The sequence below is a fragment of the Shimia biformata genome (genome assembly GCF_016888515.1).
Classification (GTDB): Bacteria; Pseudomonadota; Alphaproteobacteria; order Rhodobacterales; family Rhodobacteraceae; genus Shimia_A; species Shimia_A biformata.
This window is the reverse complement of sequence record NZ_JAFEJK010000001.1, coordinates 465,465-486,267: the sequence shown is the minus strand read 5'-3', so window position 1 is coordinate 486,267 and position 20,803 is coordinate 465,465. Positions and strand designations below refer to the sequence as shown.

The following is a 20,803-nucleotide window of genomic DNA, read 5'->3' as shown; positions in this document are numbered from 1 at the left end:
GAGATGTTGGCAAAAGTTCTTCCCGTTGTTCTGGCCCTTCTGGGCACTGGCGCCGGAGTCGGGGCCGGCATAGTCCTGAAGAAACCGGCAGACGCCGAATTCGTGCAAATCGATCCCTGCGGGGACGTTGGTGACAAGCACGGCACCAAGGAAAAGAACTCCGACGGCAAGAACAAAGACGGATCCCACCATGAGTTCGTCAAGTTGAACAACCAATTCGTTGTTCCCGTCGTAACCGATGAAGTGGTCAGCGCGCTGATTCTGCTCTCGGTCAGCCTCGAAGTTGAATATGGCGGCAATGAAACCGTCTTTTCGCTCGAGCCCAAGTTGCGCGACGCCCTTCTGCAGGAAATGTTCGATCACGCAAACATGGGTGGATTTCGTGGGGCATTCACCAACTCCAGCAACCTTGATGTGCTGCGCATGTCTCTGCGTGAAGCGGCCCGGTCTGTGGCCGGTGACATTGTCAGGGACGTGCTGATCACCGATATCGCCCGTCAGGATACGTAATCGCGGCTGACGCGCAGTGCAGCAAACCCCAACAAAGCTTCGGACCGCGCCAGATCGCGCGCGGTTTCGTACTTGTCGTGCTCGGCGCGGCGCAGTTGTTCTACGGCCTCCAGCCTTCCGAATGCCTGCGCAGTTGCGGTCATCTGGGACAACTTTTGTGCCATGATGGTCGCCAGTTCGGCGTTCAGACAGTTACGCCGAGCCTGCACCCATTGCGCCCAAACCAAAGCGTGTCCGGCTTCGTTGTATCCGCTCATCTGCATCGCTTCGATCGCAGCCGTTTTCTCATGTGTTGAGAGTTCCTGCAAAAGCGACCGATAGCGAAACTCTTGGGTTTGGATGTCACGGAGCCGGGCTGTGGCCATGTCCAGACGGGCCCGCAACACGTCTTCGATCCCATCCAGATCCGTCATGGGCGCCACACCTTCGACTTGCGGCGGATCCGTTCGGCAAAGCGGATTGCGGCCGCCACTGCGCGGTAGTGATCAGGAGAGATTTCCTGCCCGACCCGGGTTTCCGCATAGAGCGCGCGCGCCGTTGGAGGGTCGCTTCGGATTGGGACACCGTTTTCGTTTGCGATCTCGCGCATACGCAGTGCGATCTCATCGACACCTTTGGCAATGCACCGCGGCGCTTCACCGGCATCACGGGACCATTTCAACGCCACGGCATAATGTGTCGGGTTCACGATCACCACATCGGCACCGGGCAGATCGCGCATCATCTGCGACATTGCGATTTCCTGGGCTTTCTGGCGGCGCCTCTGCTTCAGATGCGGATCGCCTTCCGCGTCCTTTGCTTCATCTGTCAACTCCTTTCGGGACATTCGGTTCTTGCGAAAGTGTTCATAACGTTGCCAGACATAGTCGATCACCGCGATGCCAGCTGAAACCAGAACGATCACAAACAAGAATTCGGCGCATAGCTTTCCCATCAAGGCCGCGATCATGCCCGGGCTGCCCTGTTGCGCACCCGCGATTTCAGGCAGGCGATTTACAAGCACCGCGGTCAGACTCAGCGTATAGACCATCAGTTTGACAAAACTCTTTCCAAACTCGAACAACCCGCTGCGTCCAAACTTGTTTTTTGCATTCTGGACCGGATCGATCCTCTGACTTTTGAAGGCGATCTTCGACGGTGCAAAAACAATGGCGCGCTGTGCAAGCAGTGACAAAAGAACCGCCATTGCGGGTATGACAAACAGGCCGGACGCCCAGCCGAGGACTTGCCAAAGAACGGAACGCAGAACTGGGGCTGGCGCTCCGGCAAACACCATGCCCGACAAAGCGCCTGCCTGGTCCAGAAGTACCGCAAGCAACTGGCCAGCGGATAGCATCATTGGCTGACCAAGCACCAAAAATGCCAAAAGCAGCCCCGCATAGCCCGCCGCCAAAGATACATCTGTGGATTTGACCAGCTCGCCACGCTTTCGTGCCTCGTCCAGCTTTCTTTGGCTGGCTTCGTGACTTTTCTCGGTGTCGTCGTCCTGGCTCATCTTGTTGGCTCCGCCGGATTGAACAGAAGACCATCAAGCGCTCCAAGCCAAAGCGTCAGAATCGCCGGCGTGACGAAACACAGGATGACCAGGGCGCCGCCAGTGATCAGCGGGGCACCGACAAAGGCGACCATCAGCTGGGGCATCGCGCGATTGATGGCGCCAAGCGCCAAGTAGTAAACGGCCGAAGCCAGAACAAATGGGGCCGCCAGACGGAACGCCAACGAAAACGATGCCGAAACCTGCTGAAGCCCCCAGCTCGACACCATCTCGCCCGATGGGAAGGCACCCGGCGCGATCAGGTCATAAGTCAGCACCATGTATTGCGCCGCTTTCACATGAAGCCCAGTCGCAAAGGCCAAAGCCAGCCCGCCCCAGAAAAACACGTGGCCCACTGCCGGCATCGGTTCAGTCGCCGCGCCGCCCAGAAGCTGGGACAGGGACGAGGCTTGCGCCGCGATTGCCCCTGCGGCTTGAAGAGCTATTGCCATCAGCCGAAGCCCGGCACCAAACAACAACCCGGTAAAAGTTTCTGTTGCGACCAGTTGCAGGGTTGGGATCTCCGACAGGTCATGGCGCTCAGCCACCACTGGCAGAACAACGAGTGTGAACGCGACCGCAATCGACAACCGGAACCGGACGGGAACCACCTGTTCGCCAAATCCCGGAAACAGCATCACCACGGCCCCGACGCGCAGGAACACCGCAAAGGCGTCTTGCCAAAAGGCCGTGCCCTGCCCCCCCAGCCACTCGAAAAGGGCAATCATGCGGCCACCACGCCGACGAGCGCGGGCCGGACGTTGGTCCCAAGTTCCTCAAACGACAGGACCGGGCTTGAAATACCCTTGGCGCTGAGAACCGTGCGCAGGAAACGGCGACGACGGGATGACGTCACGATCGCGGGAGTGACACCGGCCTCGCCATTTCTGGAGATTTCATCCGAAACATTACGGATCAGGTGATTGAAAAGGTCGGGCGGCAATGCCACGTCATGCCCGCCACGATCACCATCAAGCTGATAGCCCTGGAATGTCTCTTCCCACTCGGGCGCTAGCTGTAAAAGCGGCACGGTCCCGTCCGCCCGGCGCAGTTCGGCGACAATTTGGAACCCAAGCCGCTTGCGCACATGTTCACAGATGCTTTCGGGCTGGGCATGAAATGCGCGCGCTTCGGCAATCGCCTCAAGGATCAGTGGCAGATTGCGAATGGATACGCGTTCCTGCAACAAAAGCCGCAGGACCTGATGCAAAAGATCCATTGGCACCTTGTCGGGAATAAGGTCATCCAACATGCGGCGGTTGGCTTCGGCACGTCCGGGATCGGACAGGCCTGTCATCTCATCCAAAAGTCGTCGTAACGAACGCAACGACAACAGCCGGTCAAGGTTCGCCTTGATCGTTTCCAGCAAGTGCGTGGCAAGAATTTCCGGCGCGCTTACAGCGGTCAGCCCCACCATTTCGGCCTGTTCCCGGTGGTCTGGTGTGATCCAGCGCGCCGGCGCGCCATAAACAGGCTCGACGACATCAAACCCTTCCGGTGCCTCATCCGTGTCATCAGGCAGAAGCACAAGTACCCGGTCGGCACGAAGAGTCGCGTCAGCCTCCGCCGATCCCTGGATACGGATGCGATAGCGCCCCGCAGGCAGGGCTGGATCGTCGGTCAGTCGAATCTCGGGCAGGATCAGTCCATAAGTCCGCGCAACATGCGTGCGCATATTGGCAATTCTCACATCCAAACCGACGCCGGGATCCATCACGAGGTTCACGAGGTCCGGGCTGAACTCAATGTGGACATCGTCGAGTTCCAACACGTCACCCATGGTCGGATCAACAGATGGCAGAGGTATATCGGTCTGGTCCGACCCTGCATCGCTCTCCGGATTTCCCGACAACCGAAAAGCCACGAACCCAAGCAGCGCCGCGCCCATGATGAACGGCAAAAAGGGTAAACCCGGCACCAGAGCAAACAAACCCATCAAAACAGCCACTGTGGCCAAAGCACTTGGGTGCGTTCCCAGTTGCCGCAGGAGCGTCAGGTCGGTCGATCCGTTGGCGCCCCCACGTGCCAGAAGAAGGGCGGATGCGATCGATATGATGACTGCCGGAATTTGGGTAACCAAGCCGTCTCCGACCGTTAAGATCGCATAGGTTTCAAAGGCTTGACCAATGGGCATTGCATGAACTGCTACGCCCATCACCAGCCCCATCACCAAGTTCATCAGGGTGATCAACAATCCGGCAACAGCGTCGCCTTTGACGAATTTGGACGCGCCGTCCAAGGATCCAAAGAAGGTGGTTTCCTGTTGTTCTTTCTCACGCCTGGCCTTTGCCTCAGTGTGATTGATCGCACCGGCGGACATGTCGCTGTCAATCGCCAACTGTTTGCCCGGCATTCCGTCCAATGCAAAACGCGCGCCAACCTCCGCCATGCGTGCGGCGCCCTTGGTAATGACCATGAAGTTGACGATCAGAAGCACACCGAACACCACCAATCCAAGAAATACGCTGCCGCCCATGACAAAGTTTGCGAACCCCTGGATGACTCCTCCCGCAGCATGCGTGCCCGTGTGCCCCTGGCCGATGATCAGCTTCGTCGACGACACGTTCAACGACAACCGGAGCATCAGCGATGCCAGAAGAATTGTCGGGAAGGACGAGAAATCCAGCGGCTCTTCGATGAACAGGGTTTTGGTGAAAATCAGGATAGCCAGGGCAAAAGACCCGGCCAGACCGACGTCCAGCACCCATGACGGCATGGGCAAAATCATCATGACGATCACCGCCATCAATGCCAGTGCCAGTATGATTGTCGGTGTAAAAACCACCCGTTTACCCAGCTGCAACATCATCCGCCCTCCAAAGAAATCAGGGCGGGTTTGCTGGTGTCGGGCAACGCCACTAAAGACCCCATGACTGGACGGGCGTGGGCGGTTGCACGGATCAAGGGAAATGCGTTTTTTCGCCTTTTTTCATCGGGCTGACTGCCGTTCTGCGCGCCGGTCACCGCCTTTGCATTGTGGCTTGCAAAATGTGCAGCCTTGGGCAGTGCCGGATCAACCGAAAGCCTGGAAAGTATCCGGGTGAACCGTTTTCGATACCTGTCAGCGTGCTCTGGTGTGCGGGAATGATAGGCCGCAACCGCGTCTTCCCAGTTGCCCTTTTCCTGTTGCAACTCAGCCAGGAACCGTGCGGCGTAAAGGGCGTTGGCTTCGGGCTCCAACATCTCTTCGATCGACGAAAACTCCGTGCCGTGCCAGCGAAAATTGATCTGAAAGCACCCGATATCAAAGTTCTTCAAGCCCATAGAATGCTGTCGCCGGATATGTGCCTGGGCCAACTCGCGAGTTTCAAACCACCGCCCCTTGCCAGCGTCATTTGTGGTCCACGGCCAGGGTTGGAGTGTCTTGTTGACGCTGCGGCCGGTTTCGGCGCGGGTGACGGCCATCAGAATTTCGAGCGGTACACCCGTTTCGCGGGATGCATTGCTTGCTGCCTGATCGCAGATACCGCCCCCAGCGGCCCCAACGCTTGTCCCGGAGCCCAGCCAAATGGCGGCGGCGACAGCGCCCAAAAGGCAAATGGTTTGGCAAAACCCGGTCATCAACTTCCTGCCTTGTGGCGATGCGTTCTGCATCCCTTGCTATCGGACTACTTCAGAAGCGTTAGCCAAGTATTAGCGACCGAGGTCTTTCAGCCAAAACTAGCCGCCGGAGGCTTTTGCCGCCTCGATTGCCTTGGCCGCGTCTTTCCGAAATATGCCGCTGTTGTCGACAAGGGCCCGCAGAAGCTGCAAGCTTGGTTGATCCGACCCATCCCCAATATCGGCGAACTCCTCGGCGCCATTCTGCGGTCGGTTTTCATCGGGCCAGGTTCGGGGCGCATTGTCTGATCCGGTCAGTTTTTTGCGCGCCATCCGGCGAAGGATGTCAGCATCTTCTCCGGACAAACCAAGCAGGTCGACAAGCGCCTGATCCGGCTCTTCAAGGGCAAGCCGCACCTGCGCCCGGATAATGCGCCGTTCACGCATTACATGCGCAGCCGCAGGGCCAGAAACCAAGGGCCAGGCTGCCTTCGCAAAACCTGCACCGAGGATCCGTTTGGCCACAAGATTTGCGGTCACATCAGACAGCACATTTGGATGCAAAAGTCCCTCTGACACGGCAAGCGAAAGCAATTCGAACTCATCCGCGTGTTGGCCCATCAAAAACGCAATCCGATCCCGAACCTGACGCGCCGCCACACTGCCATCCCTGGCCTCGATATCCCGCACCACAAAAAATGCCTGCCTGAACTGTCCGGACGCAGCCCGCGCAAGCGCATGGCTTTTTCTCAGTTCAGGCCCCATTTCGGTTTTTTGAAACTCGACTGCGTAGGCTCCCGCAAGCTCGGCCAGGTCCGCGCCTAGCGGTTTTTTGGATCGCACGTGGTTTTCGATCAGATGCATCAACGCCTTTGGCGACACTGATTGGTCGGAAGTAACCAATGACTGCAACTTATCCCCGGCATGATGTGCATCGATATTGGCGACCACACTGGAAAGCTGCATCTCAGGCGTGGGTTCGGATCCGTCGCGCATTGCAATCCGCAAGATCGACCTTGAGGTTTCCGGGTCACCGTTGGCCCGGAAGCGATCGGCCAGACGCGGCCCCAAATAGGTGCGTAAGTGATCGGGAAGCCGGCTGAAACCACGCAGAATGCTGTCGGCTGCTGGGCGTGCGTATTCGGGCCATTGGTCAACGGCCAACGCAAACCAAATGTCGGCCCCATCCCCGCAACGCGCCTGCCCCGTCAGAATCGGGGTCGCTTCGTTGCGGCCCTCCAAAACGGTTGCCAGCTCTGTCAGAATTGCCGTTTCGCGCGACGCTGGCACCAAATTCAGCGCGGCAAGGGCCTCCTGACCAAGTCCAAAAAACAAATAAGTCTTTGAAAGCCGCAATGCCACTGCGTCATTCAGATGGTCGAATTCACCGGTCAGTTCGGCGTTCAGGGCGGCGACCTGCCGCGCGAGGCTGCGGCCATCGCTCCATTTGGCGATGTCGACAAGATCGGGGTCAATACAGGTTGTGTCTGGCACCTGCATTCTGGCGACCTGCTCACGGAGGGCCCGGTCAACGCTGTTTTCGACTTTGACATTGGGAAAAACCGGTCGGTGCCGAACGGGTATCTCATCATCTGGTTCTACTGTTGACGGATGCGGCGGCGCGATGTCATTTTTGAGGGACTTGCTTTCGGTCGCAACAGTTGGTTTCACTCGCAACAACCCGCTTGTTCCGGCACGGGCCAACCCATCGAGAACAATTTTCTGGACTTCACTGACCCGCAGTTGCCGTTCCATTTTCTCCTGAAAGCCTACTTGCGACACGCGATCGGCCATCGCGACATCTTTCGTCCGCTCAGCGGTGTCTGCAACTGTCGGTACCGCAGTCTGAGACTGGAATTGGAATCGCAACGAAGCAGGCGGATCGACGCGGGCGCCAAGGACAAATCCTGCCAACTCCTTGGATCTGGGGGCCTCCCCGGACCTTTCTGAAATATCGATCACCAAATGTGTCCCGGCATGCCGGAACGCTTTTACGTCACAATCGCAGCCAAGGCCGAGGTCCAATCCCTCAGCGCCGCTAACTCCGAGCGCAGCAAGGCGGGTGCGTGGGATACGTTGAAACACCGACGACGTGTCGAAGCTGTTGGTATGTCCGGGTATGATCACCTGCCAAGTCGTGTCCACCCCGCGCAATTCATACTCTGTGTCCGCGCTCGGCAAAGTCAGTACTAGCCGCGTGAATCCATCATGTTCACCGCTTTTCACCACGATCGGCTGCGCCATTGCCGCCGATGCCAGCGTTATCCAGATTGCGGCAACAAGCGATCTCATGCCGCAGCCTGCTTGACGGCTTTCAGGGCTTCTTCGAGCTCCGAAAAATCGGGGCGGTAGTGCGCGGGCGTGTTTTGGCGCCCGACCTCGATACAGATGTTGGTGGCATGGTTGTGCAGATTGGCGACCAACACTTCACGGATGAGCTGATAGAAATGGCTGTCTTCTTCGACAACTGTTTTGACCTTGGCGGCGAAAGGACCAACCAGGCCATAGGCCAGGAACACGCCAAGGAAGGTGCCGACCAGCGCACCGCCGATCATCTTTCCCAGGATTTCCGGAGGCTGGTCGATGGATCCCATCGTCTTGATCACGCCCAGAACGGCCGCAACGATGCCCAGCGCGGGCAACCCGTCCGCCACGGTTTGCAGGGCATGGCTTGAGTGCAGGGCGTGGTGGAGGTTTGCCTCCATCCGCTTTTCAAGCACCTCTTCGACCTGGTGTGGGTCGTCATAGTTCATGGCCGCTGACCGCAGCGTATCTGCGATCAGTTCAACCGCTTCACGGTCCGCCTGTATGCGCGGATAGCGTGAAAATATCGTCGAGGTTTCCGGCGCCTCGATATGTTCCTCGATCGCAACCGGGTTTGCGCGCGCCAGACGGATCAGCTCGAACAAAAGACACAAAAGATCGCGATAGTCGTCGGGCTTCCATTTCGGCCCTTTGAAGACCTTTCCCAAGTCCTTCAACGTATGCTTGATCGCCGCGCCCTGGTTCGAGATCAGGAACGCCCCGACCGCCGCTCCGCCGATCATCGCCATTTCGAAGGGAAGCGACTTGAGAATGATTGCCAGCTTGCCGCCGGCAGCCAGGTAACCACCAAACACCATTACAAAGATCATCACGATGCCAACGATGCCAATCACGGGTCACTCTCCTGTTCGCCATGGCCGCAGAATGGCGTACGGCGGGTTAAGAATTTCTGAGCGTGACGTCGATTTCGTCCAGTCACTCGGTCGGTGCCCCGACATTTCGGGCTGCCAGAATGACGCTGATGGAATATGCCGCCTCCGGGCTAAGGCCGGCCAGCACCCCAGCTGCCCGCTCTGGCGACATCCGCCCCAGAAAACCGGCGGCAAATTCAGGAGCCATTGCTTCGAACAATTCAGCGGCTTCCTTCGGTTTCATCGCCTCGTAGACCTGCGTCAGCTGGCTGAGGTCATCCTCGGCGGCGGTTTCAGCCAGCGCGATCGTATCGCGCAAGCTCTGTTCTGCCGATTCCAACGCGGCTAGTTTCGCGGTGACTTCACCCTCAACTTGTTCAAGCAGCTTCTGCTTTTCGGACATAGCCTTTTCAGCGGTCAGAAGCTTTTGTTCACGTTCCTTGAACAGGTCGATCAACGGGGCCAGAGATTCGGCCGTTTCGCATTGCGATGGCTCGGCGCTGGCGGGTGCCTCTTCAGGGTCGGCTTGCCTTGCAATCGCCTGACCCGCCCCATTTCCGATCCGGATTGCCGCCGAGGACAGTAGAAACAAAGTGACGACGATCAGGGTGCCGCGACTGCTGCGGTTTCTGCGCCGCGTCATGTGTCCGTTCCTGTCCTGTGGTGAACAAAGACCGGCTCTGGCGGAGCGGCCGGTTCGACGGGGGCGAGGTCGTTGGCGGGAAGGTCATGCATGCTGGCCAGAAGCAATTCCAACCTGCGGGCCACGTCCTCAGCCCGCTCAGTCTTGGCACCAAGCGAACCAGTCGACTCTTTGGCCATGTCCTGCGCTGTGGACAGCATTTTGGTCAGGTCGTCGACCTGCGCCGACAGGACCGCCACGGCGCCGCCAACCCCGTTCTCGAGGTTGTTGAATCTGTTCAGCCGTCGCGAAAGAACAAAGCAATAGACCCCGGCGCCAATCGCGCCTGCTGCCAGCAGAATATCCGATATCAGTTCCATTCTTGCTCCTTCAGGTCAGGACAAATTCCATGATCAGCAGGTCCCGCACCCGCCCCGGACCTGTCACCAATTGCACCCGCCGAAGCATCTGTGACCGCAGCCGGATCAACGCCCCGTCGCCTTCGATATCCGCGCCATCCAGCGCCCGCAGATATCCGTTCAGAACATCCACCACGCGCGGCATCAGTTTTTCGACGTCATGCGCGTGGGACGATGCGACCTCAAGCTGCGCACGAAAGCGAAGATGCCGCGCAGTCGCCGAGCGTGGCAGGGTCACGACGATCTGGTCCACCGGCAGAAAAGCCACGTCCGCAATAGGATCGGGGGAATGGGCCTGATGCTTGGCGTCGTCCTTGGCATGTCCGCCAAGAACCCCTTTCGACACCGCGAGATAGCCGCCACACCCGCCGGCGACCGCCAGAATCACTCCGACCAGCAGGGGCAGCCTGCTTTTCCTTTTCGGGGCCTCCTCATCATGCGTCAGAGAATCGTCCATTGTTCTGTTCCCGGTTCGTTTCACCCTTTTTTACCGCTCAGGCACTAACCGATTGTTAAGGCTGATCGGAGAATGTGAGGCCCGACCCGCAGAACGCGGGGCAACAACACGGGGAAATGTCGTGCAACGACTGATCGAACTCTGGTCCACTTGGGACATGCGGCGCCGGGCGACAGTGATCGGGGCGACGCTGTTCATGTTCGCAGCTATACTTGGCCTTGCGCAGATGGCCGCGCGGCCCAGCATGGCCCTGCTATACAGCGGTCTGGAAGAAGGCGCGTCGGGCGAGGTGATCCGCGCGCTGGAACAGCGTGGCGAACAGTACGAAATCCGAGGAGACGCCATCTTTGTCGAAGCAACGGCACGCGATTCGCTGCGCATGACGCTAGCCAGCGAGGGGCTGCCAGCCAATAGCAGCAAGGGCTATGAACTTCTTGATTCACTCAATGGTTTTGGCACCACGACCCAGATGTTCGATGCCGCGTACTGGCGCGCCAAAGAAGGTGAACTGGCGCGCACCATTGTCGCCAGCCCGTCAATCACCTCGGCCCGGGTGCATATCGCCAATGGCGCCAGTAGCCCGTTTCGAGGGAAACAAGCGCCTTCGGCTTCGGTCGCCGTGTCCACACGCGGAGGTGCGCTTGAAACCGGTCATGCGCGCGCGCTCCGTCACCTTGTCGCCGCAGCGGTTGCAGGACTGGCGGCGCAGGACGTCACCATCATCGACAACGCCGGCAATGTTATCGAATCTGGTGAATTGACCACTGCGCCGAGGGCTGGCGATTTGCGGCTCGAAGATTTGCGTGGCCGGGTCGAACGCCTGCTAGAAGCCCGAGTCGGGGCCGGCAACGCGGTTGTTGAACTCAGCCTGGATCGTGTGACGCAAACGGAATCGATCCAGGAAAAGCTTGTCGATCCCGCCAGCCGGGTCGCGATCAGCACCGACACCGAAGAACGCAGCACAGAGGCGCGTGACAGCGGTTCGTCCCAGGTGACAGTTGCGTCAAACCTGCCCGACGGCGATGCGCGCGGCGACAAGAACTCGTCCCAGGAAAACAATCAGACCCGTGAGCGTGTGAACTATGAGGTGTCGGAAACCCGTCGCGAAATCACCCGTGCGCCCGGGGAAATCAAGCGTATCACCGTCGCGGTCCTGGTAAATTCCGTTGAGACCGTCGGCGATGATGGGATCATGTCCACCCTTCCCCGTCCCGAGGATGAGCTTCTGGCGCTGCGCGAATTGGTGGCTTCGGCTGTGGGCTTTGATGAAACGCGCGGTGACGTGATCACGATTAAATCTATGCCATTTTCGATCACCGAACCGATGGGCACCGAAGCCGCCACGTCAGTTCTCGGCCATCTTTCAACCAGGATCGTCGACCTGATCCAGCTGGCGACCCTGGCACTTGTTGCGCTCGTGCTTGGGCTATTTGTTCTGCGGCCTATCCTTTTGGGACGGCGGACAGAGCTTTCGGCCCCGATCACGCTCGTGGCCGAACCCGATCCAAGTCCCCCCGCCCTTAACGGTGAGATCGAAGACCCCATCACACCTATGCCTGAACCCGTTCCGCCCACCCTTGCCGTGGCCCACCCAGACAGCATGCAGACAGACCCGGTCGAGCGCCTGCGCGCGATGATCGGAGAACGGCAGGAGGAAACCGTCGAAATCCTGCGCAGCTGGCTGGAAGACGAAAGGGAAAAAGCATGAGTACCATCGCGCATTTGCTTGAAGACTTCACGGCTTTGACACCAGAAACGCAGGGGACAGACGGGGCACCTGCTGGCGAATCTGAACTCCTCGACAGTTTCGAGCAGGGCTACAAGGCAGGGTGGGACGACGCGATCAAGGCAAAGTCCGACAATGCCACCAATGTCAGCGACGATCTGGCCCAGAACCTGCGCGACCTGTCTTTCACATTTCACGAGGCACACGCCGCAATGATGGCAGAGGTGACATCCGTTCTGGATGATATCGTCGCAGCCGCCATTCCGGACATCCTGCACGCCACGATGGGAGAAAGGCTCAAATCGGAATTGCTGTCACTGGCAGAATCACAGTCGGACCAACCGGCACACATCCGCGCGCACCCGGATGACTTGGACGCCGTGTCGTCCTCTCTTCCCGACAGTGCCGACCTGCCGGTCAAAGTGCTGACCGATCCTGCGCTGACCCCGGGCCGGGTCGAATTTCAGCTTGGCGGCCGTGAACGTGCGCTGGATGTCTCTGACATTGCCAGGGACATCGTTAACGCCGTCACCGGCCTGAAGGACGAGACCGCCGCGCGGATGCCTCACTCCAACGGGACACAAATGAACAAGGATGTCGCTTATGGTTGAAGAAAAGGGATCGGCGCGGACGGCCAATGCATTTTCCGACCTGCCCGTCGAGATCACCGTCGCCGTCGGTCGCGCCCGCCCGCTGATAGGAGAGCTTCTGTCGCTTCAGAACGATGCGATCCTAACGCTGGATCGGCGGATCGACGACCCGGTCGACCTTTATGTGGGCGACCGGATCGTTGCGCGGGGCGAACTGGTTGAACTGGACGGCGAAAAAAGCGGTCAGATCGGAGTCCGCCTAACCGAAGTCGTCGGGTTGACGGGCATGGACGGATGAAACACGCGCTTTGGGTAACTGGGCTGATCATGGTGCTGGCGTCTCCGGTGGCAGCGCAGGACATTTCCATTTCCCTTGGCGGCGATGGGTCGCTGGCGTCACGCACGATCCAGGTTTTTCTTTTGATAACGGTGCTCAGTCTGGTTCCGGGCCTTGCCGTCATGGTGACCTGCTTTCCCTTCGTCGTCACCGTTTTGTCGATCCTGCGCCAATCACTGGGATTGCAACAGTCGCCACCGAACATGTTGATCATCTCGCTGGCCCTGTTCCTGACCTATTTCGTGATGGAGCCTGTGTTTCAGCAAAGCTGGTCCGAAGGCATCACACCCATCGTGAACGAGGAAATGACGCCCGAGCAGGCATTCCCTGCGGTGATCGGCCCGTTTCGGACCTTCATGGCCGCGCGCACCGATGCAGAAACCTTCCTGGCGATGGCCGACCTACGGCCCGGTCTCGATGTTTCCACGCCTGTCCCGGAGGCGCCGCTTTCACTGTTGGTTCCATCCTTTCTTCTGTCGGAAATGAGCCGCGCTTTTCAGATCGGGTTCCTGATTTTCCTGCCCTTCCTTATCATCGACCTCGTGGTGGCGGCGATCCTGATGTCCATGGGCATGATGATGGTACCGCCTGCCATTGTCTCACTGCCCTTCAAACTTTCGTTCTTCGTGATTGCTGACGGCTGGAGCCTGATTGCAGGCAGCCTGGTCCGAAGCTATTTTTGACCAGGTTTCAGCTCAAAGAAAAGGGGCACCATCGGCACCCGGTCGATGGGGAAAAAACCGCACATTTAGCGGTGCAGACACGGCCATTGGTGCCAGGTCAACGGACCACGAATTCAGCATGAAGCGCACCCGCCGCCTTGATACTTTTCAGGATATCGATCATGTCCCGCGGCGCCACACCCAGAGCGTTAAGTCCGGCGATCACCTCGCTCAGCGATGTTCCGGGCGGCACCTCGGCCAGCCCGATCCCGGCATCCTCCTCAATGCTGGCGTTCGTGCGCGGCACCACCACGCTTTCGCCATCGGTAAACGGGTTGGGCTGAACCACAATCGGCGTTTCCTGAATCCGCAGCGTCAGCCCGCCCTGCGAAACTGCAACCCGAGAGATACGGACATCCGATCCCATTACGATTGTCCCCGAACGCTGATCGACGACAACGCGGGCGCGGCGTTCAGGCTGGACGCCGATATTCTCGATCCTCCCCAGTGCATGGGCCGGCGATCCGATACCGGTTGCGGTGATATCCAACTGCACCGTGCCGGAATCCAGCATCAGGGCAACGCGGCGACCAAAGGACCGGTTGATGGCCTGCTCGATCCGGCCCGCGGTAGTGAAATCAGGCTCACGCAGCGCAAGGCGCAAAGAGCTGAGCGACGAGAACTCAAACTCGACCTCACGCTCGACTCGCGCGCCCGCCGGGATAACGCCGGCCGTTGGAACACCCTTGGAAACTGCGCTGGACTCACCTTCCACGGCTACACCCCCGGCAATGATTGTGCCCTGCGCGACCGCATAGATCTGTCCGTCGGCAGCATTCAACGGCGTCATAACCAAAGTCCCCCCAAGCAGACTTTTGGCGTCCCCGATGGCCGAAACCGTGACATCGATCCGGCTGCCCGCACGTGAAAACGGCGGCAGTGCGGCCGTCACGAAAACTGCGGCAACATTCTTGGGGCGAAGCTGTTCACCAGTGACGTTGATCCCAAGGCGTTCAAGGATATTGGCCATGATCTCTTCTGTGAATGGGGCGTTGCGCAACCCGTCGCCCGTGCCATTCAACCCAACCACCAGGCCATAGCCGATCAGGTCATTGCCGCGGACCCCGTCGACCTCGACCAGATCCTTGATACGGACCGGGTTAGCCAGAAGGGTGGCAGGCATCAGAAACATAAACATCAAATAGCTTAGCAGTTTTCGGGTCATCTGAGGAAATCCAACAAGCTCATGCGCGACATGCGCGCGGTGACGGCATAAAGGCTTTCCAGCTGGGTCTGGACGTTTTCCAGCCGGGTCGCAGTGTCATAGGGATCAATCGCGATCAGTTCGGTTCGCGCCATTTCCGACGCGGTACGTTCGGCTTCATTGCGCACGCGGGCGTGTTCGATCCGCTCTTGTGCGTTGCCCACGCCCGCACGCATCTGCGTCAGGTCGGCCTGGTTGGCAATCAAGCCCTCTGCCCCCGTTTTCAGCACCTCGGTCTGAACCAAGGTGGAAAACCCCACCACCGGATCAGAGGCTAGGGCGATCAAAGCTGTATCGCGCAGCACATTGCGAAGACGCCCGTCATCGGCACGCAGATCCAGATTGACCCATGTGTCGCCGGAAACCTGCGCCGGCGACAGGTTGTCTGTCGCGCCGATGTATCCCACGGTTTCGAACCCGCCACCCGCCGCATGAAACCAGTCGTCCACCGCCGCGACCACATCGCCCGGGGTCATCAACCCGCTGGTCACAGCGCGCAGTTCGGCCAGGATTTCGTCGGCCGGTGCCAGCGCGTTTCTTCCGGTCGCAGTCCCTCCGAAAAGCGACCGTCCAGCCTGTGTGGTGTTCAGCGCCGATACCAGGGTGCGAAAGTCCTCGACCCCGCGCTGTGAGGCGATCTCGTATCCCGTGGTGAGCTGCGATCCCGCGACAGTAAGGGTGTTGCGGCCAAGCTCGGTGGTGGTTGTCTGCACCAGCTCTAGTACGTTTTGCATCGCATCCGTGAGCAGTGCCGCCTCGCGGGTCGAGTTGCTGAACCCCGCCAGTAATTGCAGCGATCGTTCAATATCAGAAAGATAGGTGTAGTCGCCGGTCAAGGGGTTCGCCAGGTCGCTTCGCCTGCCGGACGCCATTTCCGCGGTCAGGTCACCCAGCTGCCGCTTCATCTCGACATTCTGGCGGCGCAGGACGAAGTGTTCGGCCAGGTCGCCGATCCGGTTCAGGTTCATGCGCCCAACCTCAGTAATGTCTGGATCATTTCGTCGATGGTCTGGATCATCTTGGCGTTGGCGGAATAGGCCTGTTCGATTAAAAGCAGCTTTTGCATCTCTTCATCGCTGTCGACACCATCCTCAAGCTGCATCGCCGTCAGGCTGTCCAGCCGCGCGGCGGCAAAGCTTTGTTCGCGTTCCGCCGTCAGGCGTGACGAACCGATACCCGAAAGGTGGCTGCCAACCAGTGTACCCAGCGTCTGGTTTCCGCCACCGTAATCGCCCGAAGTCGGCACGCGACGCAAATCCATCACGTTCACCATGTTCTGCAAGAGCGCGCCATTGCCGGAGTCGCCCGGCGACGCGGCCAAAATGCCGTCTCGTAGCCGCCAGACCTCACCTCCTGCAGCCGGATCGACCGCGGCGTTCAGCGCCAGACGCCCTGCAAGCCCGGTTTCATTCACTGGGTCAAAGGCCACACCGCCGTCGGTAAAAAGCCCGGCATCCCCGATGCCAAGGCTGGGGTCCACCGACGGGGATTGAAACCGCTCGATTAGGTCACGGGCCACTGCGTCAAGCTGCGACTGGGCAGCGATGGAGTGTTCGTCCCGGATTTCGAAAGCGGCGGCAAGCGCACCGCCACGCAGGGGGCCGGAGTCTGAGTCCGTTCGCACGGGGACGCCGTTCACGGTCAGACCTGACAAGTGCCCGCCACCAACCGTCATATGCGGTTCAATGACATTGGTGCGCTGAAATCCCAGCGTTGCCGCCGTTCCGTCCAAAAGGATCGACCCGCCAGTGGAAAAAAGCGCCACGGCTCCCCTGTCACGTGGCACCTGCCGGATCGGAATGAAACTTGATAACGCGTCGATCACCTTCTGTCGTTCATCCAGAAGCGCAGCCGGATCGCCGCCTGTGTTCAAGGCGCCCGTGACGCGCTGGTTCAGGTCCTGCACCTGGCCCAACAACGTATTCACGCGATCGACCATGGCACCGATGTCCCGGTCCGCCTGCTGCCGCAGGTCTTGAATTCCGGCCGACATCTGCTGAAACGTGTTGACCATTTCAACGGCTCGGTCCGCGGCGGCCCTCAGCCTGTCGTGTGAATCCGGGCGGCTGGCCGCAGTGATCAGACCCGACTGAAAGGCCGCGACACGATCCGAGAGCGACCCGTCTTCACCCGGCAGGCCGGTCAGTTCCTCAAGCCGGGTATAAAAATCCAGCACCCGTTCCGCGTGACCGCTATCGGCGTCGGCAAGACGGCGGTCCGCCACGACCTGTTCATCCACGACCCGCATGACACCGTTGACCCTGACCCCCGAGGCCGCACCGAAATTCTGCGCCGAAAGAGAAAGCTCGCGCCGGGCGAAACCCTCGGTCATGGCATTGGCCAGGTTCGACGACACGACCTGCGCCGCCTTACCCGAGGCGGTCAGGCCGCTGAGTGCGTTGGACAATGCTCCGGTGATGCTCATATGGATCTACCTCGCGGCGGGGCCGCTATCCGGGTCAGCGCTTGATATTGGTGGTTTCCTGAAGCATCTCATCGACGGTCTGAATAACCTTGGCATTCGAGGAATAGGCGCGCTGCGTCTGGATCATATCCGTCAGTTCGCCTGCAACGTCGGTTGCCGACTCCTCTCTCGCGAAGGACACAATGTCACCGGTTGGTCCGTCACCGGCATCCCACAGGAAATAGGACCCGCTTTCCGGTGACGGAATATAGGTCTGGTGATCGAGTGCGACCATACCGTTGGGATTTGGCAGATCGACAAGCGGCACCTGGAAGATCGTGCGTGTAATGCCGGTGTCAAAAAACGCGTGGACAAGCCCGTTTGCATCGACTTCGACGGACGTCATGTTGCCGACGGGCGAGCCATCCTTGGATATCTGGAGCGGCGCGAAAGTGTCGGACAATTGGGTGAGACCGTCACTGGCGCCCAGGCGTCCGATATTGATCTCCATCGGGCCACCGGCAACATTGACCGACAGCGAACCGTCGGATGGGTCATAGGCGCCGCCCGAAACTGTGGTGACCGACGCCAACGTTCCGCCAGACGCGCGGCTGTCATCGAATGTCAGCGTGTATTCCCCGACGACTGCCCCCATGGACGCGCTGTCACGGATTGTCAGGGTCCATTCATTGGACGACCCCGATGCCGGAACCGTCGGCACGAACTCAACTGCCAGTGTCTTGGACGTGCCAAGGTTGTCGTAGTATTCGACCGACAGTTCACGTGGGGTTCCATCCGATGTGGACGCGGTTTCCGTCGCAGGCAGGTTCACCCCCAGCGACATTGCCGTGGTCGGCTCACCGGTCAGCTGGTTGACGTTGATCTGAACCGGCTCAAGACCATCGCTGGTGTCACGCGGATAGGGGGGGACGGTGCCATCGGCATTCGCCGGCCACCCCATCAGGACCAGGCCGGACTCAGTGGTCAGATACCCTTGGGCGTCGGTTCGAAAAGAGCCGGTCGTCGTCAGAAGCATCTGACTGTTGCCATTGCCAAGCCCCACCTGTGCGGCCTGGGCCACAGGCAACATACCCCGTCCGCGAACCGCCAGATCGGTGGCATTGCTGGTCGACACAAGCGGCCCGCGTTCGTCGATCAGGCGCTGGTTGGTGACTCGGACACCACCGGCGGAGTACGTGCCGCCACTGGACGAAATGACCATGGAATGAAAATCCGAAGCCATGCGTTTATAGCCATAGGTGGCCGAGTTCGCGATGTTGTCAGAGATTGCGGCAAGACGGCTGGCGTTGGCGGCAAGCCCGGCGACACCCGCATTCAGCGAGGATGAAATGGTCATGAATACGCCTTTCTGCTGTATCGACCTTCTGGGACGATTCAACAGATACCGGGCGGGGCTTTAACATGACCCTAACGGCTAAAACTTGAACTGTTTTCTGTCCCCGGCTTTCAGTCTCGCAAAAGTATGATCTCAATACGGTTGTTGCGCACCGACATCGGTGTCAGGTCGGCGGGATCGCGGTCAGCATGGCCGGTGACACGGTCGATCCGGGACGCGTCCAACCCATGGGCCTCCAGCAACCGGCGCACGCTGTCGGCACGGTCGACGGAAATCTCCCAGCTTTTGGGCTGGGCCAGTGGCAGCGGCCCGGCCCGGACGTGTCCCTCGACGGCCACTTCGTTGGCCACCAGATTGACCGCGCCAGCAATCATCCGCATCAGATCGACTAAAATTGGAAATGCGCGCGCCTCTCCGTCGACAAAAAGGGGCATCTCATCGAGGTCGAACACCTCGATCACCAACCCCTCGTCGGTCTGGCGTGTGATCACGTGTTTCATCAAGTTGTCAGTGACAAGGCTTTCACCGCCATTGCCGATCAGAAAATCCTCGATCATGCCAAATGCCTTGTCCGAGGGTCCGCTTTCCTCGTTGGCGACACGGTGCGCGCCAACGTCCGCCTTGGTGCGCGGAGCCATTGTGACCGGGGGCAGGCCGCCGGTGCCGTTTTTGGCCAGCGTGCTGTCCTCGAATACGGACTTGCCACCGAACAGCGCGTCACCGCCGCCCGAAATCCGGTTGATCGGAACGTTCGGATTAAAATAATCCGCGATCCCCTTGCGTTGTTTTTCCGTCGTCGCGTTCAGCAGCCACATCAACATGAAGAACGCCATCATTGCGGTCACGAAATCCGCATACGCCACTTTCCAGGCCCCCCCATGGTGCCCGTCGCCGGCGACGACCTTCTTCTTCTTGATGATGACCGGCGCGGCATCATTGTGCCCTGCCATTCTCACCACCTATTACTCACCCGGGACAAGACTTAACAGCCGCGGGATTTAGAGGGCGTTAACAGATAGAATTGTTGGGGTTTTCCTCAATTCGGCCGTGATGGGCTCTGCGCTGGAAATTACTGCGAATATTCGCAACCCGTCCGCAACGCCCGGTTGACGTATCTGCAAAGGAACCCGAAACTCGCCCCGAAACCAGAGGCGGAAGGGGAACGGCATGCGCATCTTGATCACCGGGGGCGGGGGATTCATCGGTCAGAAAATCGCGCGCTCACTTGCCGGGTCGGGCAGGTTGCGGGAGGCAGCCGTCTCGGAACTGGTGCTTGCCGACCTTGCGACGCCAGCCCGTGTCGACGCAGGGTTTGTCGTGACGCCAACGGCCTGTGACATTTCGGATGCAGACGCGGTCGATGCACTGTTTGCAGATCACGGCCCGTTTGATGTCATCTTTCACCTTGCCACCATCGCGTCCGGCGGGTCCGAGGCGGATTTTGACCTTGGCATGCGCGTCAACCTGGACGGCACCTTGGCGATCTTTGCCGCGGCGCGCGCGCAGGGTAACTGCCCGGTTCTGGTCTATACCTCGTCCTGCGCCGTTCACGGCGGCGAAGCGCCCGAGGTGATCACCGACGGGGTAGAATTGAACCCTCAGACGTCCTATGGCGCACAAAAAGCGATGGGAGAGCTGTTGCTGAATGACATGACCCGGCGCGGCTTCATCGATGGGCGGGGACTGCGTCTGCCGACGGTGACGATCCGGCCGGGCAAACCGAACACGGCGGCCTCGTCCTTCATGTCCTCGATCTTCCGCGAACCTTTGCAGGGTGAGGCCGCGAACTGTCCAGTGAAAGACGACTTTCCGATCTGGCACACTGCGCCGCGCACCGTAACGCGAAACCTGATTCATGCAGCGGAAATTGACGGCGCACTTTTTGGCCAGAACCGCAATCTCAACCTGCCGGGTCGAACCGACACGGTGCGCCAGATGATTGATGCGATGACTCGTGTCGCCGGACCCGAAGCCGAGGCGCGGATCACATGGAATGAGGACCCGACGATTTTTGCCATTGTCACGGGCTGGCGTGCGCATTTCCGTCCCGACAAGGCGTTGAAACTGGGTTTTGTCGCCGACGAAGGCTTCGACGACACCGTGCGCTGGTTCCTCGAAGACGACATTGCCATACCGTAATAAGGCCACGGGTCACACCTCGCGGACATTGAAACATGACGTCCGAAGCCGTATCTGGGCTAGGAA

21 protein-coding genes are annotated in these 20,803 nt (G+C 59.4%); 6 read left to right on the top strand and 15 right to left on the bottom strand.

Features of this window, described 5'->3' with window-relative positions:
• Positions 1-3: 3 nt before the first annotated feature.
• Positions 4-510, top strand: coding sequence for a flagellar basal body-associated FliL family protein (locus JQ863_RS02250; RefSeq protein ID WP_204112703.1), 507 nt, complete (start codon positions 4-6; stop codon positions 508-510).
• On the opposite strand, the gene JQ863_RS02245 is transcribed toward JQ863_RS02250, so the two are convergent.
• From JQ863_RS02245 to JQ863_RS02200, 10 genes are all read right to left on the bottom strand, one after another.
• Positions 498-923, bottom strand: a complete 426-nt coding sequence (locus tag JQ863_RS02245) for a hypothetical protein (RefSeq protein WP_204112702.1) — start codon at positions 921-923, stop codon at positions 498-500. The genes JQ863_RS02250 and JQ863_RS02245 overlap by 13 nt on opposite strands.
• Positions 920-2,005: an EscU/YscU/HrcU family type III secretion system export apparatus switch protein gene (locus JQ863_RS02240; RefSeq protein WP_204112701.1), complete on the bottom strand. Its 1,086-nt coding sequence runs from the start codon at positions 2,003-2,005 to the stop codon at positions 920-922. The genes JQ863_RS02245 and JQ863_RS02240 overlap by 4 nt, the downstream gene beginning before the upstream one ends.
• Positions 2,002-2,772, bottom strand: a complete 771-nt coding sequence (locus tag JQ863_RS02235; RefSeq protein WP_204112700.1) for a flagellar biosynthetic protein FliR — start codon at positions 2,770-2,772, stop codon at positions 2,002-2,004. Before JQ863_RS02235 ends, JQ863_RS02240 begins: the two co-directional genes overlap by 4 nt.
• Positions 2,769-4,850: a flagellar biosynthesis protein FlhA gene (flhA, locus tag JQ863_RS02230; RefSeq protein WP_204115030.1), complete on the bottom strand. Its 2,082-nt coding sequence runs from the start codon at positions 4,848-4,850 to the stop codon at positions 2,769-2,771. Before flhA ends, JQ863_RS02235 begins: the two co-directional genes overlap by 4 nt.
• Entirely contained in the window at positions 4,850-5,638 is a 789-nt protein-coding gene (locus tag JQ863_RS02225) for a transglycosylase SLT domain-containing protein (protein ID WP_204112699.1), read from the bottom strand. The genes flhA and JQ863_RS02225 overlap by 1 nt, the downstream gene beginning before the upstream one ends.
• 66 nt (positions 5,639-5,704) lie before the next feature.
• Positions 5,705-7,828, bottom strand: coding sequence for a hypothetical protein (locus tag JQ863_RS02220; RefSeq protein WP_204112698.1), 2,124 nt, complete (start codon positions 7,826-7,828; stop codon positions 5,705-5,707).
• A gap of 44 nt (positions 7,829-7,872) precedes the next feature.
• Positions 7,873-8,742, bottom strand: coding sequence for a flagellar motor stator protein MotA (gene motA / locus JQ863_RS02215; protein ID WP_204112697.1), 870 nt, complete (start codon positions 8,740-8,742; stop codon positions 7,873-7,875).
• An 82-nt stretch (positions 8,743-8,824) separates the two neighbouring features.
• Positions 8,825-9,403, bottom strand: coding sequence for a MotE family protein (locus JQ863_RS02210; protein ID WP_204112696.1), 579 nt, complete (start codon positions 9,401-9,403; stop codon positions 8,825-8,827).
• Positions 9,400-9,762, bottom strand: coding sequence for a hypothetical protein (locus JQ863_RS02205; RefSeq protein ID WP_204112695.1), 363 nt, complete (start codon positions 9,760-9,762; stop codon positions 9,400-9,402). The genes JQ863_RS02210 and JQ863_RS02205 overlap by 4 nt, the downstream gene beginning before the upstream one ends.
• 10 nt (positions 9,763-9,772) lie before the next feature.
• Positions 9,773-10,258 carry a flagellar basal body-associated FliL family protein gene (locus JQ863_RS02200; RefSeq protein ID WP_204112694.1) on the bottom strand — a complete coding sequence of 162 codons (486 nt, stop codon included), beginning with the start codon at positions 10,256-10,258 and terminating at the stop codon, positions 9,773-9,775.
• 121 nt (positions 10,259-10,379) lie between these two features.
• On the opposite strand from JQ863_RS02200, the gene fliF reads away from it, so the two are divergent.
• Genes fliF through fliP form a run of 4 tightly spaced genes read left to right on the top strand, consistent with a single transcriptional unit; the run spans position 10,380 to position 13,594 of the window.
• Positions 10,380-11,966 carry a flagellar basal-body MS-ring/collar protein FliF gene (fliF, locus tag JQ863_RS02195; RefSeq protein WP_204112693.1) on the top strand — a complete coding sequence of 529 codons (1,587 nt, stop codon included), beginning with the start codon at positions 10,380-10,382 and terminating at the stop codon, positions 11,964-11,966.
• Positions 11,963-12,595, top strand: a complete 633-nt coding sequence (locus JQ863_RS02190; protein ID WP_204112692.1) for a FliH/SctL family protein — start codon at positions 11,963-11,965, stop codon at positions 12,593-12,595. The genes fliF and JQ863_RS02190 overlap by 4 nt, the downstream gene beginning before the upstream one ends.
• On the top strand, positions 12,588-12,872 hold the full coding sequence (locus tag JQ863_RS02185) for a FliM/FliN family flagellar motor switch protein (protein WP_204112691.1): 285 nt from the start codon (positions 12,588-12,590) through the stop codon (positions 12,870-12,872). Before JQ863_RS02190 ends, JQ863_RS02185 begins: the two co-directional genes overlap by 8 nt.
• On the top strand, positions 12,869-13,594 hold the full coding sequence (gene fliP, locus JQ863_RS02180) for a flagellar type III secretion system pore protein FliP (protein ID WP_204112690.1): 726 nt from the start codon (positions 12,869-12,871) through the stop codon (positions 13,592-13,594). The genes JQ863_RS02185 and fliP overlap by 4 nt, the downstream gene beginning before the upstream one ends.
• A gap of 97 nt (positions 13,595-13,691) precedes the next feature.
• Here fliP and JQ863_RS02175 read toward each other — a convergent pair whose 3' ends face one another.
• The 5 genes from JQ863_RS02175 to JQ863_RS02155 form a co-directional block, all read right to left on the bottom strand.
• The gene (locus JQ863_RS02175; RefSeq protein WP_239113192.1) at positions 13,692-14,771 is read right to left on the bottom strand and encodes a flagellar basal body P-ring protein FlgI; all 1,080 of its coding nucleotides are present in this window, start codon (positions 14,769-14,771) and stop codon (positions 13,692-13,694) included.
• 23 nt (positions 14,772-14,794) lie between these two features.
• On the bottom strand, positions 14,795-15,805 hold the full coding sequence (locus JQ863_RS02170; protein ID WP_204112688.1) for a flagellin: 1,011 nt from the start codon (positions 15,803-15,805) through the stop codon (positions 14,795-14,797).
• Positions 15,802-17,262, bottom strand: coding sequence for a flagellar hook-associated protein FlgK (gene flgK / locus JQ863_RS02165; protein ID WP_204112687.1), 1,461 nt, complete (start codon positions 17,260-17,262; stop codon positions 15,802-15,804). Before flgK ends, JQ863_RS02170 begins: the two co-directional genes overlap by 4 nt.
• A gap of 34 nt (positions 17,263-17,296) precedes the next feature.
• Positions 17,297-18,598, bottom strand: coding sequence for a flagellar hook protein FlgE (locus JQ863_RS02160; RefSeq protein WP_204112686.1), 1,302 nt, complete (start codon positions 18,596-18,598; stop codon positions 17,297-17,299).
• A gap of 110 nt (positions 18,599-18,708) precedes the next feature.
• On the bottom strand, positions 18,709-19,548 hold the full coding sequence (locus JQ863_RS02155) for a flagellar motor protein MotB (RefSeq protein WP_204112685.1): 840 nt from the start codon (positions 19,546-19,548) through the stop codon (positions 18,709-18,711).
• A gap of 217 nt (positions 19,549-19,765) precedes the next feature.
• Between JQ863_RS02155 and denD the strand changes: the two genes are divergently transcribed.
• Entirely contained in the window at positions 19,766-20,737 is a 972-nt protein-coding gene (gene denD / locus JQ863_RS02150) for a D-erythronate dehydrogenase (protein WP_204112684.1), read from the top strand.
• The last annotated feature ends 66 nt before the right edge of the window (positions 20,738-20,803 follow it).

Coding starts and splice junctions, on each gene's coding strand:
- JQ863_RS02200 (WP_204112694.1), bottom strand. CDS start 10,258: ATGGACGATTCTCTGACGCATGATGAGGAGGCCCCGAAAAGGAAAAGC.
- flgK (WP_204112687.1), bottom strand. CDS start 17,262: ATGAGCATCACCGGAGCATTGTCCAACGCACTCAGCGGCCTGACCGCC.
- JQ863_RS02175 (WP_239113192.1), bottom strand. CDS start 14,771: ATGTTTATGTTTCTGATGCCTGCCACCCTTCTGGCTAACCCGGTCCGT.
- flhA (WP_204115030.1), bottom strand. CDS start 4,850: ATGTTGCAGCTGGGTAAACGGGTGGTTTTTACACCGACAATCATACTG.
- JQ863_RS02160 (WP_204112686.1), bottom strand. CDS start 18,598: ATGACCATTTCATCCTCGCTGAATGCGGGTGTCGCCGGGCTTGCCGCC.
- JQ863_RS02220 (WP_204112698.1), bottom strand. CDS start 7,828: ATGGCGCAGCCGATCGTGGTGAAAAGCGGTGAACATGATGGATTCACG.
- JQ863_RS02155 (WP_204112685.1), bottom strand. CDS start 19,548: ATGGCAGGGCACAATGATGCCGCGCCGGTCATCATCAAGAAGAAGAAG.
- JQ863_RS02235 (WP_204112700.1), bottom strand. CDS start 2,772: ATGATTGCCCTTTTCGAGTGGCTGGGGGGGCAGGGCACGGCCTTTTGG.
- denD (WP_204112684.1), top strand. CDS start 19,766: ATGCGCATCTTGATCACCGGGGGCGGGGGATTCATCGGTCAGAAAATC.
- JQ863_RS02205 (WP_204112695.1), bottom strand. CDS start 9,762: ATGGAACTGATATCGGATATTCTGCTGGCAGCAGGCGCGATTGGCGCC.
- JQ863_RS02190 (WP_204112692.1), top strand. CDS start 11,963: ATGAGTACCATCGCGCATTTGCTTGAAGACTTCACGGCTTTGACACCA.
- JQ863_RS02240 (WP_204112701.1), bottom strand. CDS start 2,005: ATGAGCCAGGACGACGACACCGAGAAAAGTCACGAAGCCAGCCAAAGA.
- JQ863_RS02245 (WP_204112702.1), bottom strand. CDS start 923: ATGACGGATCTGGATGGGATCGAAGACGTGTTGCGGGCCCGTCTGGAC.
- JQ863_RS02250 (WP_204112703.1), top strand. CDS start 4: ATGTTGGCAAAAGTTCTTCCCGTTGTTCTGGCCCTTCTGGGCACTGGC.
- JQ863_RS02210 (WP_204112696.1), bottom strand. CDS start 9,403: ATGACGCGGCGCAGAAACCGCAGCAGTCGCGGCACCCTGATCGTCGTC.
- JQ863_RS02225 (WP_204112699.1), bottom strand. CDS start 5,638: ATGCAGAACGCATCGCCACAAGGCAGGAAGTTGATGACCGGGTTTTGC.
- JQ863_RS02185 (WP_204112691.1), top strand. CDS start 12,588: ATGGTTGAAGAAAAGGGATCGGCGCGGACGGCCAATGCATTTTCCGAC.
- fliP (WP_204112690.1), top strand. CDS start 12,869: ATGAAACACGCGCTTTGGGTAACTGGGCTGATCATGGTGCTGGCGTCT.
- JQ863_RS02170 (WP_204112688.1), bottom strand. CDS start 15,805: ATGAACCTGAACCGGATCGGCGACCTGGCCGAACACTTCGTCCTGCGC.